14 protein-coding genes are annotated in these 14,404 nt (G+C 59.0%); 5 read left to right on the plus strand and 9 right to left on the minus strand.

Translation table 11 applies throughout. The features are described from left to right. Positions 1 to 73 precede the first annotated feature (73 nt). The gene (locus A6764_RS13795; RefSeq protein ID WP_082059712.1) at positions 74 to 562 is read right to left on the minus strand and encodes a YqhR family membrane protein; all 489 of its coding nucleotides are present in this window, start codon (positions 560 to 562) and stop codon (positions 74 to 76) included. Positions 563 to 698: 136 nt separating this feature from the next. Between A6764_RS13795 and A6764_RS13800 the strand changes: the two genes are divergently transcribed. Together A6764_RS13800 and A6764_RS13805 are read left to right on the plus strand one after the other, a co-directional pair. Continuing rightward, entirely contained in the window at positions 699 to 1,634 is a 936-nt protein-coding gene (locus A6764_RS13800) for a DUF1385 domain-containing protein (RefSeq protein ID WP_065066219.1), read from the plus strand. 36 nt (positions 1,635 to 1,670) lie between these two features. Continuing rightward, on the plus strand, positions 1,671 to 2,009 hold the full coding sequence (locus A6764_RS13805; protein ID WP_065066218.1) for a hypothetical protein: 339 nt from the start codon (positions 1,671 to 1,673) through the stop codon (positions 2,007 to 2,009). A gap of 62 nt (positions 2,010 to 2,071) precedes the next feature. On the opposite strand, the gene A6764_RS13810 is transcribed toward A6764_RS13805, so the two are convergent. The 3 genes from A6764_RS13810 to A6764_RS13820 all read right to left on the minus strand — a co-directional run bounded on the left by A6764_RS13810 (position 2,072) and on the right by A6764_RS13820 (position 4,242). Then, complete coding sequence (locus A6764_RS13810) at positions 2,072 to 3,019, minus strand: patatin-like phospholipase family protein (protein WP_065066217.1); 948 nt, start codon at positions 3,017 to 3,019, stop codon at positions 2,072 to 2,074. Positions 3,020 to 3,132: 113 nt separating this feature from the next. Continuing rightward, a complete protein-coding gene (gene mntR / locus A6764_RS13815; RefSeq protein WP_029099446.1) occupies positions 3,133 to 3,561 on the minus strand; it encodes a transcriptional regulator MntR in 429 nt (142 codons plus the stop codon). A gap of 123 nt (positions 3,562 to 3,684) precedes the next feature. Continuing rightward, the gene (locus A6764_RS13820) at positions 3,685 to 4,242 is read right to left on the minus strand and encodes an NADPH-dependent FMN reductase (protein WP_029099445.1); all 558 of its coding nucleotides are present in this window, start codon (positions 4,240 to 4,242) and stop codon (positions 3,685 to 3,687) included. Between the two features lie 197 nt (positions 4,243 to 4,439). Between A6764_RS13820 and A6764_RS13825 the strand changes: the two genes are divergently transcribed. Further along, positions 4,440 to 5,471, plus strand: a complete 1,032-nt coding sequence (locus tag A6764_RS13825) for a hypothetical protein (protein WP_029099444.1) — start codon at positions 4,440 to 4,442, stop codon at positions 5,469 to 5,471. A 15-nt stretch (positions 5,472 to 5,486) separates the two neighbouring features. Here the strand turns inward: A6764_RS13825 and A6764_RS13830 are convergent, their stop codons facing one another. Beyond that, the gene (locus A6764_RS13830) at positions 5,487 to 7,487 is read right to left on the minus strand and encodes a PAS domain-containing sensor histidine kinase (protein WP_065066216.1); all 2,001 of its coding nucleotides are present in this window, start codon (positions 7,485 to 7,487) and stop codon (positions 5,487 to 5,489) included. Between the two features lie 371 nt (positions 7,488 to 7,858). Further along, positions 7,859 to 9,181 carry a M28 family peptidase gene (locus A6764_RS13835; RefSeq protein WP_264622257.1) on the minus strand — a complete coding sequence of 441 codons (1,323 nt, stop codon included), beginning with the start codon at positions 9,179 to 9,181 and terminating at the stop codon, positions 7,859 to 7,861. A gap of 297 nt (positions 9,182 to 9,478) precedes the next feature. On the opposite strand from A6764_RS13835, the gene dat reads away from it, so the two are divergent. Next, the gene (dat, locus tag A6764_RS13840) at positions 9,479 to 10,330 is read left to right on the plus strand and encodes a D-amino-acid transaminase (protein WP_065066214.1); all 852 of its coding nucleotides are present in this window, start codon (positions 9,479 to 9,481) and stop codon (positions 10,328 to 10,330) included. Positions 10,331 to 10,754: 424 nt separating this feature from the next. After that, positions 10,755 to 10,985: a hypothetical protein gene (locus A6764_RS13845; RefSeq protein ID WP_029099441.1), complete on the plus strand. Its 231-nt coding sequence runs from the start codon at positions 10,755 to 10,757 to the stop codon at positions 10,983 to 10,985. Positions 10,986 to 11,185: 200 nt separating this feature from the next. Here the strand turns inward: A6764_RS13845 and A6764_RS13850 are convergent, their stop codons facing one another. From A6764_RS13850 to A6764_RS13860, 3 genes are all read right to left on the minus strand, one after another. Further along, a complete protein-coding gene (locus A6764_RS13850; protein WP_065066213.1) occupies positions 11,186 to 12,016 on the minus strand; it encodes a lipoate--protein ligase family protein in 831 nt (276 codons plus the stop codon). An 81-nt stretch (positions 12,017 to 12,097) separates the two neighbouring features. After that, positions 12,098 to 13,168, minus strand: coding sequence for an undecaprenyldiphospho-muramoylpentapeptide beta-N-acetylglucosaminyltransferase (locus A6764_RS13855; RefSeq protein ID WP_065066212.1), 1,071 nt, complete (start codon positions 13,166 to 13,168; stop codon positions 12,098 to 12,100). Between the two features lie 195 nt (positions 13,169 to 13,363). Beyond that, complete coding sequence (locus A6764_RS13860; RefSeq protein WP_065066211.1) at positions 13,364 to 14,263, minus strand: class I SAM-dependent methyltransferase; 900 nt, start codon at positions 14,261 to 14,263, stop codon at positions 13,364 to 13,366. Positions 14,264 to 14,404: the final 141 nt, after the last annotated feature.

Consider the following 14,404-nt stretch of genomic DNA (forward strand, 5'->3'; position numbering starts at 1 on the left):
TTGAACTCCTCTTTTGTAAAAAGATTTTTACTAAAGAGATATTTTACCACACACAGGAAGGGCTTGAACAGCGTCAGGCTTTGTCAGACCGCTCCAGCGAGATCGTCATCCCGACAAACAGGCCGAACGACAGGTACCAGGCCAGTTCGGTGCTGAGCGTCGCTTGATTCCAATTGCCGATGCGAAAGAAAAACCCCGCCACGGCCAGCAGGATCAGGCCGTACAGCAAGCCGATCCACCACAAGCGGATCCTGCCGAACAAAAGCGAATACAGAAAGACGGCCATGATCGTCTCCACAAACAGCACCAGCGTCCCCAGTCCGATGCCCGCCCAGGAGTTTGCCCTCGCCGTGCCGAGAATCGGCCGGGCGAACGCTTCCACGCCGTATGGTGTGAAGTTCAGATAATGGGCGGCCGCGCGGACCAGCCCCCACAGAACCGTACCCCAGAAAGCGACTTCCGCCATCTTGGCGAACGGCAGCGCTTTTGTCCCGCCCTGCTGCCCGGCCGACAAGCCTGCCGCGCCCGGCTGTTCCGCCTTTTGCGTCTTGGTTGCGTCCATGTGCATCACCTCAGGTGTAGTATGTGCCGCGGTCCCGGTTTTCACTAATTGTTGACATTTGAAAGGCAGCGGGTGAACTGCTTGTAGCCTGCGCGGTCCGTTTCCGGTACAATATGTGGTAAGGAAGGTGATAGGATTGGCGCAGCAAAACGTACCCAGTTACGGCGGGCAGGCCGTTATCGAAGGCGTCATGTTTGGCGGCAGACGGGTGACCGTCACGGCCATCCGCAGGAAAAATCAGGAGATTGAGTATTACGAAGCTCCGCGCTCGGAATATACATGGGCAAACACCTTGAAAAAAATCCCCTTTGTCCGCGGGATCGTCGGCTTGATCGAGGCCAGCGCAAACGGAGCCAAACATCTGAACTTCGCCTCCGAACGGTACAGCATGGAATCGGACGACGACGTGTACGAAGGCCCGTCCAGGCTGCAAATGGTGCTCGGCGTGGCGGTGGTCGGCGTACTCTCGTTCTTGTTCGGCAAGTTCGTCTTCACGCTGGTGCCGGTCTTTCTCGCCCAGTTTTTGCTCGGGCAGTGGGTGCCGGCGGGGATTCCCCAAAATCTGGCGGAAGGCGTGATCAAACTCCTGCTCTTGCTCGGCTACATCACAGCCATCGCGCAGGCTCCCTTGATCAAGCGTCTGTTTCAATACCACGGAGCCGAACACAAGGTGATTAACGCCTTTGAATCCGGGGTAGAATTGACAGTAGAGAACGTGCAAAAATTTTCCACCCTGCACTACCGCTGCGGCAGCAGCTTTCTGATCTTCACGGTGATCGTCGGGATCATCATCTACTCGCTGTTCACCTACGAAACGCTGTGGGATCGCGTGGTGCAGCGCATCGTTCTCCTGCCTCTGGTGATCGGGGTGTCGTACGAGGTGCTGCAGTGGACCAACAAATGGCGCGATACACCCGTCCTCCGCTATTTGGGCTACCCGGGGCTGTGGCTGCAAAAAATCACAACCCGCGAACCGGACGACAGCCAGGTGGAAGTCGCGATCGCCGCGTTTCTCAAAATGCGGGAACGGGATCAGGTCGCAGGCGAAGAGCGATTGATCTCCGCCGGATAACGTGAGGCATATTGAAAACCATTGAGGTGAAGCCCTATGTTACGCCGCATTCCCCCCATCATCGTCGCGTTGCTGCTGTTGGCCGCCTACGGCTTTCTGAGGCAGGTCATCGACAATCCTGTCGGCACCTTGATCGTGATCGGCTTGTCCGTGCTGCTGTTTGTGGCGGTGCGAAACTACCTGCGAAGCGGCTCGGTTTTCTCCTCCGCCTACCGGCACAAACAGGCGAAGCCGAAAACCGCGCCGCGCCCGTCGATGAAAAAGTCGTCGCCGGCAGGCCGCAAAAACCACCCGTTCCGTGTAATCGAAGGAGCCAAAAGCAGGGCAAAGGATAAGCAGGACGAGAGCGACCCGCAGAACCACATCTCGCGGTAACAGCAGGCAGAACACTCCTACCATATTCGTTTTTCAGACCGTTTTTCGTCAAAACAGGCCGCCTATACGAGGCAGCCTGTTTTTTCGTTTGGCGCAGGCGGTATGCTGCGAAACACTTCGACGTACTGCTCGAAGTTCCATTTGGCCAGAAACTGCCGGGCCGCCTCCTCCCCCGAACGAAGCAGGGACGCGCGCAGCTCGGGCGAGAGGCCAAACTGCGTGGTCCGCACCCCCAGCGTGGGAATGAAGACCGTCCGCACCGCCTGCGCCCTCTCCACATACAGCCGGTCGTGGGCGTCCAGCATCGTGGTGATCAGACTGCGGGTGAACGAAAAAAGTCCCCGGATCCGGTACGCTTCCCGCTCCACCCGTTTGCCGTGCAGCCGAAACCCGATCGTCGGCCAGCGCGGTTTTCCGGGAACGTCGAACAACCAGACCGGATAGTTGCTCAGCAACCCGCCGTCCACGATATAGTGCGGTTCCCCGTTCTGCTCCAACCGGACCGGCTGAAAGAAATACGGGAGCGAGCACGACATGCGGACGGCCCGGGCGATGGGGAATTCTTCCGGGACGATGTCAAACTGGACGAGATCGTCCGGCAGGACCAGCATTTTTCCCGCCGTGATGTCGGACGCGATGATCCTGAGCTTGCCCGGCGGCAGGTCCCCGAAGGTGCGGATGCCTTTTCTCCTCAACAATTCGTCCATAAACCGCTCAATCCGGTTGGTCCGGTACATTCCCTGCCGCACCATCAGTTCGTACAGGGGGCCGATGACCGGCAGCCGTCCGATGCCGCGCCGCTCGAGAAAGTGCAGATAGTCGAGCCGCTCAAACACGGGCCTGATCTCCCCGCTCTTGTAGCCCGCCCCGAGCAGAGCGGCGACAAACGAGCCCGCCGACGTGCCGGCCAGGTTCGCCCACGTATAGCCGTGCTCCTCCATCACCTGCAGCGCCCCGATAAAGGCGATCCCTTTCACCCCGCCGCCCTCAAACACCGCGTCCGCCTTCATGCCCTCACCTCCCCTTTCCTCCTTATCAAATATAGGGAGATGGCTTGTCGATTACGACAAAAAACGCAAGCCGGTCAGGCTTGCGTCTGTGCAGTGCGATCTCTATGATTCGGCTATTCTTCCTTTTGCTCGTCTTCCTGTCGAATGCGGCGCAGCTCCTCAATACGCGACGGGTCGGCATGAAAATACTGGACAAGATACTCCAGGCAAGTGATCGACTCCCAGCTGAGATGGTGCTCGATCCCTTCCACGTCCTGATAGATGTGCTCCTCGTCCACGCCGATGACACGCATGAACTCTTCCAGCAGACTGTGACGGTCCACCAGACGCTTGCCGATTTTTTTGCCTTTCGGCGTCAGCACCAGGCCGCGGTATTTTTCATAGACCAGGTATTTGTCTTTGTCCAGCTTTTGGACCATCTTGGTAACGGATGAGGGATGCACTTCCAACGCTTCCGCGATATCGGAGACACGGGCGTAACCTTTTTCTTCAATTAAGCTGTAAATGCGTTCCAAATAGTCTTCCATACTGGGAGTTGGCATGTGGATCCCTCGTTTCCAAACGGTATTTCTGGTGAGAAGAAAAACCTTTTGTGGCCAAGGCTTTTCAAAAGCACGTAAAAACATAATACCGTGGAACGCGCAACGGTTGCAAGAAAAACCTGCCTACTGCGGCTGTTTTTCCGCGTTCATCACCCGCACGTACCGCACCAGTTCCCGGCCGAGCGTCTCCATGCGTTCCTGCAGGCGTGGATCTTTCAGCGTCCCGTCCGGCGCGAACGCGTTGTAGGCGCTGGGGACACTCGGGCTGGACGGCAGGGGCCAGGCGTGCAGATTGCGCATGATCACCTGCAGGGTGTTTACCGTATTGGTCGCGCCCATGCCGCCTCCCGCCACGCCGAGAATGGCCACCTGCTTGTCGCGCAAATGGCGCCCTTCCAAAAAATCGAGCGCGTTTTTCAAGGCGCCGCTGATGCTGCCGTGGTACTCCGGCGAGCCAATCACCAGTCCGTCCGCTTCCGAGACCTTTTGCACAAAACGGTGCACCGTCTCCGGATACGTGGAGGCGTCATCGCGATTGTCGTAGATCGGCATCGGCCATTCGGCCAGGTGGATCAGTTCCGTTTCCGCTCCCGCTTCCCGGGCGGCCTTCAATACGATCTGTACGGCCAGTTTGGTTGTCGATTGGGGGTTCATGCTTCCGGCAATGCCGACGATTTTCATGTCATTCACCTCGGATGGCAGTCGTTGTCAGGGGTACCTTCAGTATATCCATTTTTTGATAGTTCGTAAACACATATGTATCATTAATCCCCCTGTTCTGAACAAGCCTCCCTGGCTCATACATTGGTACCAATATGACGAATTGCATGACGCATGAGCTGCTCTTGGTTTCCACGCTGGGTAAAGGATGATGTGCAATGGACAGAAGCGCATGGCGAATCGCCGTACTGTTCGCTGGAGCCGCGCTCGGCGGTTCGTATTTCAGCGGTTATGAATGGCTGCGCTTTTTTGCCTATTACGGCTCGTGGGGGACGATTGGTCTCGTCGCCGCCAGCATCGGACTGGGGTGGACCGGCTGCCGTGTGCTGGTCACCTGCCATCGCGAGGGGGTTCGTACGCTCCACGATCTGCTCTGGCAGTGGTTTGGCCCCCAACTCGCTCCCGTCCTCTCCGTGCTGATCCACCTCTCCCTCTTGGCGTACGCGGGAGCGTCAGCGGGCATGCAGGCGGCTCAGCACGCGGCTGGTTCGTGGAGCTGGCTGTTTGTGCTTGCTCCCCTGCTCCTCGCCGTGGTGTTTGTCGCCCAGGGGTGGACGGCGATCCTGCGGGGTACAGCCGCCTCGCTCGCCGCCGGACTGCTGCTGCTCGCGTTTGTGTTTGCCGAACAGCGCCACGTGCCGATCCCTTCACTCGGATACCAGCTCAACTTCCTGTGGCTGATCCAAGCCGTGCTGTACCTCTCCCTGCACTTTCTGGTCTGTCTGGTCGTCGTCCTGCCGCTTGCCACCCGTGCGCCCCGGGAGAGCACCATACGCGTGGGCGTGATGGCGGGCACGCTGTTCTTTTTCTTCGCCACCCTGCTGGGACAGGCGATCCTGCTGGCCTACTGGCACGACGTCCACTCCGCCGCCCTGCCGCTGAAGCAGATTCTGACTTCCCTGCTGCCGTTTGCCGACCTGCTGCACCTGTTGTTGGCGCTCGGACACGCCGGCCTCATCCTGGGCGCGCTCGTCTACGCCATGGCCGTGCCCGTGGCGGTGCGCCACGATCTGCACATGGGGCCGCTGCTGCTGGCGATGCTGGCCGGGGCCAGTCTGTTCTCCCTGCTGCCGCTGGTGAGCGGCACGGCTGCCCATCTGGCCGCAAGCAGCGCCACGTACTGCGGACTTTTGCTGCTGGGGCGCCTGCTGTGGAAAGACAGGCCGCCGCGTCCTGAACCGCCCGGGTGAGCGGTACCCACCGCATCATCCGGCCAAGGCGGGGAGGATGACGTCGACCGTCGTTCCCTGTTCCGGTTCGCTTGTGATCGCGATCCGGCCGCCGTGCTCCTCGATGATCCTGCGGCTGACCATCAGGCCCAGTCCGGTTCCCTTTTCCTTGGTGGTGTAAAAGGGCTCGCCCAGGCGCGGAATCCGTTCCGGGTCGATGCCGCAGCCCGTATCCTTGATCCTGATCCGCACCTCGCCTTTGTCAAGCGCTTCCGCCTCCACCCGGAGGTGTCCCCCATTCGGCATTGCTTCGATGGCATTTTTGCACAAATTGATGAAGACCTGCTTCATCTGGTTTTCTTCGCAGGTGATGGGCGGCAGCTTCTCCGCGATCCGGGTGTGAATCTGGATGTTGTTCAGAATGGCCTGGCTGTCCAGGAGCGAGAGCACGTTTTTCAGGATACTGCCCACTTCGCGCTGCTGATACTTGACCGCCTGCGGCTTGGCCAACAGCAGCAGTTCGCTGACGATCAGGTTGACCCGATCCAGTTCGGAGAGCATGATCCCGCAGTACCGCTTGTCTTCGGCGGACGACTGCATCAGCTGGATAAAGCCGCGCAGCGCCGTCAACGGATTGCGGATCTCGTGGGCGATCCCCGCCGCCAACTGCCCGACGGCAGACAGCATGTCCGACTGGCGGAGCAGTTCTTCCGCCCGCTTTTTCTCCGTGATGTCGCGGGTGACGATCATAAAACTGATCACCCGTCCCGTCTCGTCCACGATCGGCTTGCAGCGGGATTCCAGGTGGACCCAGTGGCCGCCGCTGTGCAGGAAGCGGAATTCGACCGCCGCCATTTCCCTGGTTTGGCGGATGTCCGCAATCGCCTGCCGGACGGATTCCCGATCGTCCGGATGAATCAGTTTCAGGCAGTCGTACACCCGCTTGTACTGATCGAGCGGATACCCCAGGATCGATTCATGCGAGGGAGACATGTAGGTCACGGCGCCGTTCTCCTCGTACACGCAGATCATGTCGGTCATGTTCTCGGCTATCAACCGGTACTTGGCTTCGCTCACCCGCAGGCGGTGCTCCACCCGCTTTCGTTCGGTAATGTCCCGCGCGCTACCGGCAATGCCGATCACCTTTCCCTCGACGTCGTAGATCGGCGCCATCGAGAGCGAAACGTGCAGGGGCCGGCCGCTTTTGTGAAAACGGATGGTCTCCAGGCCGATGATGCGCTTGCCGTTCAGCACCTGTTGATGGTAGTAGTCGGCTTCTTCCTGCAGATGCGGGGGGATGACCGGCAGCGGACGGTCGATCAGCTCTTCCTCGCAGTAGCCAAAGATGATTTCCGACGCCTGGTTGACGCGCTTTACGCGGCCGTTGACGTCGATCAGCGAGATGGCGTCCGGGGTTTGCTGCAAAAAGGACTCAAGCAGTTCCTTCGTGGCCAGTCCGTCCAATTCCGCCCGCTTCTGGTCGGTGATGTCCCGCCCCAGCACCAGGAGGGCGGCGTATTGGGTCAGCGCATCCACGACCGGTACCTTTAGCATGTCAACGTAACGTGCCGAACCGTCCGGCTGCACAAACACCTCGACGCGGCGGAGCGGTTCTCCCGTTTGAAAGACGAGTTCGTCGGTTTCGCGGCAGCCGCACAGACTTTGCCGGTAGTGGTCCGTCCCGGCCACCAGGTTGGGAGCGGCAAGCCGCTCGCCAACAAAGAATTCGCTGGCCGCTTGATTGACGTATAAAAGCTCGCCCGTTTTGCTCTTGATGAAAAGGAGGTCCGGGATGGCGTCGAGATATGTGCGGAAGCTGCGCTCCCGATAGCGCGCTTCCTGTTCCAGTTGCCGGACGCGCCGCAGCAGATACAAGACGAAAAGGAACGCCGCCAACGCCAACGCCGCCAGTACGCCGAACAGCAGCCTCCCGTTGAGAAGGGAAGACAATACGGGCCAGTTTGACGCGGTGAGAACCGCCAGGGCGACTACCGCCAAGAAAGAAGGAAACAGCGCGAGGGTACCAGTTTGCTTCATATCGACCTCCGTTACCGATGTACATCTCCTGTATCGCTAAAGGGAACGTTTCTGTATTCGGAAATTTCCGATAAATGGAGCGACGACTGCTGCAGACCCGGATGTACCGAGGACGCGTCCACGCGAACGCGTTGCATCACCGGATCGAGTCTCTTTCTCCTCCGAGGCTCTCTCTGATCCACGCTTTGTCAAAACAGAATGGGTGAATTTTTTAACATCCGTGAAAATTATACCTCTTTCAAGATAAATCGGCCATTCCTTACCATTCGACAGTTTGTGACAAGCTGCCGCCGGAAGGCCAACGAAAAGCGCCCGCGTCGAATAAACCTGCGCGGGCGCTGCGTGCGTTTTCCATGATGGTTCGCTTCTCTTTACCGTCCGGATCTGGCTGCGGGTCTGCCCGCCGGATACGCCGGGGTCTGTCCGCCGGCAATCTCGCCGACAGCGGCGAGGACGACTTGCGCCGCACGGCTAAGCCGCTCCCGGCTGATCCTGTCCACGGTGTCCTGCGGATGCTCCCGCTGCTTGTCGACGGGAACAGGAGCGACGAGCGCGGCGGCGGGAATCCCGGCGCGGGCAAACACGATCGGTTCTCCCTCTCCGCCCGCCTCGCTCAGTCGGGTGCCGGAAAAAACGGCCCCCGTCTGCACAGCCAGGTCGGCCGGAAGGTTTCGCTGTCCGTCCGCTGTAACCGCCGTCAATTCCCCCGCGTCCGCGCTGCCGACCCCGTTGAGGCAGAACGCGGCGACGATCTGCTGCTTCTCCGCTTCGGACAAGGAGCGCACGTAGGCAGCGGCCCCCTGCGCCCCGTCGAAAGCCGCTCCCAGGCTGACGAAACGGACTTCGGTGTCAACCGCCTGGTCTGCCAAAAGGCGGGCTGTCTCCAGGAGCACGGCCACTCCGGAGGCTCCCTCGTTGGCGCCCGGCGACGCCGGCAGCGAATCGTGGCGGGCGGTCACCAGTACCGTTTGGCCCGTGTTTGCGCCGTCCGGCTTTCGCGCGGCGATCAGATTGTACGACGTGCGTCGGCTGGTCACGCCGCCGGACACGTTCAGCTCGGCGGACACCTTTCCCTTTTCCAGCAGACGCTGACGCAGGAGTTCCCCTTCCGTTCGCGGGAGCAGCACGACGGGTACGGCCATGTCGAGCGGTTCCTCCAGGGGTTCGCTCCACGCTCCGTCGGCGTCGTTGACGAGAATGGCTCCCGCCGCCTTGGCCGCCGCCGCGTTGCGCACCTTTTCCCCCAAGGGGATCTCCCCCCGCCGGATCAGGACGATCTTTCCCTCCGCCTGTATGCGGCTCAACTCCGCCGCCGTGCCTCTCCCGGCGTCAACGATCTCGCCTGCCGCCCTGCCGTTGGGTCCGTGCGTCAAGGCGGTCACGTTCCACCTGCGTTCGGGCCAGTCGGCCGTGCGCAAGGAGAGCTGCGTCGGCTGGCGGTACACGTAATAGGCAAACGGCTGCAGCCTGGTCTCGTACCCGTACAGGCGAAGCTGCTCTTCCACATAGACGATGGCGGCAAACTCCGATTCCGTCGCCGCCGCCCGCGGCAGACGGGACAGACGCTCCACGTGGCCGTACAGGCTGTCGGCGTCGATCTGATCCTGCAGTCCGGCCGCCGCCCCCGCCGGCAGCGGCAGATTCAAGCTGATGGCCAGCATGGCGCCCAACGTCCATCTGCAAAACGCTCTCATGGCATTCTCCCTTCGCAACGCGTTCGTTTCTTTTTATTATGGGCAGGGGCAGGCGCCAGCGTCTAGTCAGAATAGTTTGTCAAATACAGGCACATGCCGTCATCGGGCGACAGCATTTGTGGACCATCCGCAAAATCAAATTGACCCTTGTCCCCCGGTTTGGTAAGGTGGAAGTAGAATCCATCAACCACTCGACGCGGATTTTCCGGTCCGCCGCCGGTGGCTGTTTGTTTGCGGATGGTTTCTGCAAACCAAAAAAGACATAATATTTGTGTAATAGTGAAGGAGGATTTCGCCATGCTGTATGTGGATGGCAAATGGGTCGAGGCTGACGAGCTGGCCGTACACCCGGAAGACCGCGGCTACAACTTCGGAGACGGGATATATGAAGTAGTCCGCATTTACAAAGGGAAAATGTACCAGTGGGACGCCCACTTGACCCGTCTGTTCCGCAGCGCGCGGGAGATCAAGCTGGACCTGCCCTGGACCGCGGCGGAACTGACTGACATCGCCCTGCAGTTGATCGCCAAAAACAACCTGACGACGGACGATGACGCCACCCTCTACCTGCAGGTGACGCGCGGCGTCGCTCCTCGCCTGCACGATATCCCGAGCGGCATCCGGCCGGTCATCATGGGATTCGTCCGGCGCAAGGAACGCCCGCTGGCCGATATGAAAAAGGGACTGACCGCCAAACTGGTGGAAGACATCCGCTGGCTCCGCTGCGACATCAAAACGCTGAACCTGCTCGGAGCCGTGCTGGTGAAGCAGTACGCCAAGGACGCCGGCGCCCAGGAATCCATTTTGCACCGCAACGGCATCATTACCGAGTGCAGCGCCTCCAACCTGTTTGCGGTCAAGGACAACGCCCTGTACACCCACCCCGCCGACCATCTGATCCTGCACGGCATCACCCGGCAAACCGTCATCGACCTGGCAAAGGCAAACGGTATTCCGGTGCAAGAGGAGGCGTTTGACATCCAGTTCCTCAAGCAGGCGGATGAGCTGTTCCTCTCCAGCACGACGGCGGAAGTCATGCCCATTGTCGCCGTGGACGGCCAACCGGTTGGCAGCGGCCAGGTAGGCCCGATGGTGCAAAAACTGCAGCAGTTGTTCGAGCAGCACATCTATTCCGAGGTGCTCGTGTAATCGCAAGAAGCATTCCTTGCTTCCCCTGCGCCGCATCATCGCGAAAGGGACCCTGAACATTTCGAATCTGCGTAAGTGAAACGGCTATCTGTATCGGATAGCCGTTATTTCTTTGTATCTTTGGAACGGAAGACATCCGTCGGCAGATTGTCCCCGTTGCCGTCAAACATCACCCTAGCGGTAAATGGCAGCGCTGCGAATGCTTTTTGGCAACAAATTTGAAGAAGAATGTCTATTCTTGAACGCCCATTGGTCACCACACGCGGTGATGGGAAAAGTAAATGGATCTCTTGCACAAAGACTGGAAATCGCCGATAAAGAATACTCCTTAAAGGACATCATTTATTTGAAGTAATCAGCCACTTTACTATAATTTGGGGTTTTTTAACAGGAAAATGATAAAAGGATGGGATGATGATACCGAATGAATCTGATCGTTTTCTTGTGGTGGATGTCAGGCATTCTCTCTTTAGGGGTTCTATTTTTTGCAATCATTGCACAGTCAGTGCTTTGGACTTTAATCAGCGGTGCGCTGTTTCTTCCAATAGCCTATTACTTCGGAGGAGCCGAAAATGCTTTCCGATTCATTGGATTGATTCCATTGATTCATATCGTCCTGGCCTGTGTGTTCTTTTGGATGAAAAAACGAAACTAGTCAAAATCAAAGTGAAAAAGCTGGGAAATCCCCAGCTTTTTTCGTGTCAATAGGGGTTATGACCCCTATACAGATCCCGTGCATCACCGGAGCCGTAAACATCGCACTCAAAACATATGAATGGGTTATGGCAAAAGAGACAGGTATATCCGCATTCGTCCATTTGTTTGCCTGTTTTCCTCCGGCGAAAAACCTGTCCGTCAGCGGCGGAAGTTCCACTCGTCGGCGGCGTAGCGGGTACGGACCAGTTCTTCGGCCAGTGCCGTTTCTTCGGGCGTCAGCGCTCCCGGAACCAGCTCCACCTCCAGACCGGATGCGAATCCGTCGCGGAAGGCTTCCACAGCCTCCTGCAGGCCGATGGGCCGGGGGCTTACCTCGTTGATCGTCACCGCCTTTTGCCGGAAGCTCTCCATCATGCGCTGCTTCACCCGCTCGGACGGGAAGTTGAGCAGCGAAAAGAGCAGCTCGACGTCCATCTCCAGGAGAATCGAACCGTGCTGCAGGATCACGCCTTTTTGCCGCGTCTGGGCGCTGCCCGCCACCTTTTTGCCCTCCACCACCAGTTCGTACCAGGAGGGGGAATCAAAGCAGGCCGACGAGCCGGGCGAGCTGTACTTTTCCTTTTCCTCCTCGGTGGCCAGCGAGACCATCTCCGCGTGCAGGCCGAGCCGCTGAAACCCGTGCAGGAGGCCCATGCTGATCACCTTGTACGCTTCCGTCACGCTGGACGGCATCTTCGGATGGCTTTCCGATACGACGACGCTGTAGGTCAGCTCCTGATCGTGCAGGACGGCCCGTCCCCCGGTCGGACGGCGGACAAAGCCCAGCCCGCGCTCACGCAGCGCCTCCAGGTTGATCTCCTTGGCCGCCTTTTGAAAGTAGCCGATCGACAGGGTCGCCGGATTCCACGTGTAAAACCGGACGGTCGGCGGTACCTTTCCTTCGCTGTGCAGTTGCAGAATCGCCTCGTCGACAGCCATGTTCATGGCCGGCGGCATGGCTTCCGTGACGATAAAACGCCATTGTTCCATCATTCGACCTCCTCTTGCCCCATCCATTGTACGCCGCCGGCAGCCGGGACGGCAAGGGACGGATGGGCTGGCCGCGGCTGGCTAGCGACCGGCCGCTGCTTTGATCACCGCAAGCAGCCGGGACAGGGGATCGCCCAGTTCCGCCTGTTCCATCCGCCGCGCGAACTCCCCCCGCCTGTCGGCCACACGCTGGACGGCAGCCAGAAAGGTCGAATCGCTCCAGCCTTCCTCTTCCATCACTTCGCAAAACCCCTGCCGCTCAAACGACCGGGCGTTTTGGACCTGATCACCCCTGCTGGCCGCCTGGGAGAGCGGGATCAGCAGCATCGGCTTGCGCAGGGCGAGAAACTCGAAAATCGCATTGGAGCCGGCACGGGAAACGACAAGGTCCGCGATCGCCAAGAGATCGGCCAGTTCCTCCTGCACGTACTCGTATTGGCGGTAGCCGGGCAGGTGCAGGGCAGCGTCCACCTGCCCCTTGCCGCAGATGTGGACGATCTGAAACCGCTCCAGCAGCGCTTCTGCATTGTCGCGAATCGCCCGGTTTATCCGCTGCGAGCCCAGACTGCCGCCCATGACCAACAGCACCGGCCTGCCCGGAACAAATCCGGTCAGCGCATAGCCTCGCTCTCTTGTTCCCCGCTTCAGTTCCTCCCGCACCACCGCTCCGACATGCTCCCCCTTGCCGCCAGGGATGTGGGAAAGCGTGTCAGGAAAGGTGGTGCACACTGTCCGCGCAAAGGGAATGGCGATCCGGTTGGCGAGACCGGGAGTCAGGTCGGACTCGTGAAGCACGACCGGCACGTTGTGCAGCCGGCTTGCGAGCACTACGGGCACAGATACGAACCCGCCTTTGGAAAAGACGACGTCCGGACGGATGAATCGCAGCAGCCGATGCGCCTGCCACACCCCTTTGAGCACCCGGAGAGGATCGGTTGCGTTTTTCCAATCGAAGTAACGGCGCCACTTGCCGGTGGCAATCCCGAAATAGCGCACGCCTTCGATACGGGTGACCAGTTCCCGCTCAATCCCCGCCTCCGACCCGATGTAGGCGACCTTCCAGCCTTCCCGCAAAAAATGCGGCATCAGCGCGAGATTGACGGTCACATGCCCGGCAGATCCTCCACCCGTAAAGACGATCCGTTTGCGCATGCCTCATCGTTCCTTTCCCCACGTCACCGTAAGTTCTCCTCCCATCTTACCACATGATGCAGCGGCCTGCCGTCGTCGCCGTCCGTGAAACCGGCGGGATGAACAGGCCCGCTGCCTCTTGGTGAACCAAGTATACAAAAAAAGCCGGGTACTCCACCCGGCGCACATGATCCCATGAATCGGGGCGGCCATTTTTTACGCGACAGCCCACGCAAACCGCACGTGATGGCTCGCCTGATAACCGTCCGTTCGGCTCTGGAAATAGCGTTCCTGGATGTCGGACGGGCTTGCGTTTTCATGAAGACGAAGCCCCACACGTTCCAATTCAACAGCCAGCGTTAACGGGTCGAGGGTCGTTTTCATCGGCTCGCCGATCTTTCGCAGCCCCTCCCGCATCTCTTTCATGTGCGGCGTATCTTCTTCCGGCACAAAGTAATCGAAAATCACCGCACTGCCCGCGGGGGCCATGTCGGCAATGGAACGAAGCGTTGCGAACACTTCGTCTCGCGTCAAGTACATGGTGACACCCAGCCAGCTAAAAAAGCTTTTCGTCTGCATGTCGTACGACGTTCCCCTGAGTGCATCAGCCAGACTCTCCTTTGTGAAATCCACAGGCACAAAGTGGAGATGTGACGGGATGTCCCATTTCAATTCAGCCAGCCGATTGCGTTTGAAGGCTTGCGTGGCGGGGTGGTCTACTTCAAATACCTGCACCTGGCGCAGGAGATCGGGACGGCGAAACGCAAACGTATCCAACCCGGCCCCGAGTATTACATACTGCCCCACCCCTTGTTGTACCGCCAGCTCAAGGTTGTCTTCCGCATATCGTGAGCGGCTGAGAACATGAGGCAGCCCCATGGCCTGCAATAACGACCGCAAGGGGGCTGCCGCCTGGCCGGAGCGTGCCAGGCCGTTTTCCGGAACGGGAATCTGGAGAGCCTTGGCCAATCCCTGTTCAATGAGGGCACGTCTTTCCTCTGGTATCAACTGGAAGGCGAGAAAATCATCAAAAATTTTAGGGGTGTCATTCATGGCATGGTAGGCGCGCAAGTAGGCGGTCATGATCGCGGTCAGACTGACGTGGTCTTCTTTCATGGGCATCTCCTCCTTGTAGAGCCGATCCCCCAGGGAATGGAAAGATGGCATTTACAAAGAAGTATACCAAACCCACAGTATATTTCAATCGTTAAATTTTAATCATATCACAAAATCAAAATTTTGTCAAGGGATGTCTCT

This window comes from Brevibacillus sp. WF146 (genome assembly GCF_001673705.2).
Classification (GTDB): domain Bacteria; phylum Bacillota; class Bacilli; order Brevibacillales; family Brevibacillaceae; genus Brevibacillus; species Brevibacillus thermoruber.

What these genes read in the sequence shown, in the direction of transcription:
- A6764_RS13795 (WP_082059712.1), bottom strand. Translation starts at nt 562, where the DNA reads ATGGACGCAACCAAGACGCAAAAGGCGGAACAGCCGGGCGCGGCAGGC.
- A6764_RS13805 (WP_065066218.1), top strand. Translation starts at nt 1,671, where the DNA reads ATGTTACGCCGCATTCCCCCCATCATCGTCGCGTTGCTGCTGTTGGCC.
- A6764_RS13810 (WP_065066217.1), bottom strand. Translation starts at nt 3,019, where the DNA reads ATGAAGGCGGACGCGGTGTTTGAGGGCGGCGGGGTGAAAGGGATCGCC.
- mntR (WP_029099446.1), bottom strand. Translation starts at nt 3,561, where the DNA reads ATGCCAACTCCCAGTATGGAAGACTATTTGGAACGCATTTACAGCTTA.
- A6764_RS13820 (WP_029099445.1), bottom strand. Translation starts at nt 4,242, where the DNA reads ATGAAAATCGTCGGCATTGCCGGAAGCATGAACCCCCAATCGACAACC.
- A6764_RS13825 (WP_029099444.1), top strand. Translation starts at nt 4,440, where the DNA reads ATGGACAGAAGCGCATGGCGAATCGCCGTACTGTTCGCTGGAGCCGCG.
- A6764_RS13830 (WP_065066216.1), bottom strand. Translation starts at nt 7,487, where the DNA reads ATGAAGCAAACTGGTACCCTCGCGCTGTTTCCTTCTTTCTTGGCGGTA.
- A6764_RS13835 (WP_264622257.1), bottom strand. Translation starts at nt 9,181, where the DNA reads ATGAGAGCGTTTTGCAGATGGACGTTGGGCGCCATGCTGGCCATCAGC.
- dat (WP_065066214.1), top strand. Translation starts at nt 9,479, where the DNA reads ATGCTGTATGTGGATGGCAAATGGGTCGAGGCTGACGAGCTGGCCGTA.
- A6764_RS13845 (WP_029099441.1), top strand. Translation starts at nt 10,755, where the DNA reads ATGAATCTGATCGTTTTCTTGTGGTGGATGTCAGGCATTCTCTCTTTA.
- A6764_RS13850 (WP_065066213.1), bottom strand. Translation starts at nt 12,016, where the DNA reads ATGGAACAATGGCGTTTTATCGTCACGGAAGCCATGCCGCCGGCCATG.
- A6764_RS13855 (WP_065066212.1), bottom strand. Translation starts at nt 13,168, where the DNA reads ATGCGCAAACGGATCGTCTTTACGGGTGGAGGATCTGCCGGGCATGTG.
- A6764_RS13860 (WP_065066211.1), bottom strand. Translation starts at nt 14,263, where the DNA reads ATGAAAGAAGACCACGTCAGTCTGACCGCGATCATGACCGCCTACTTG.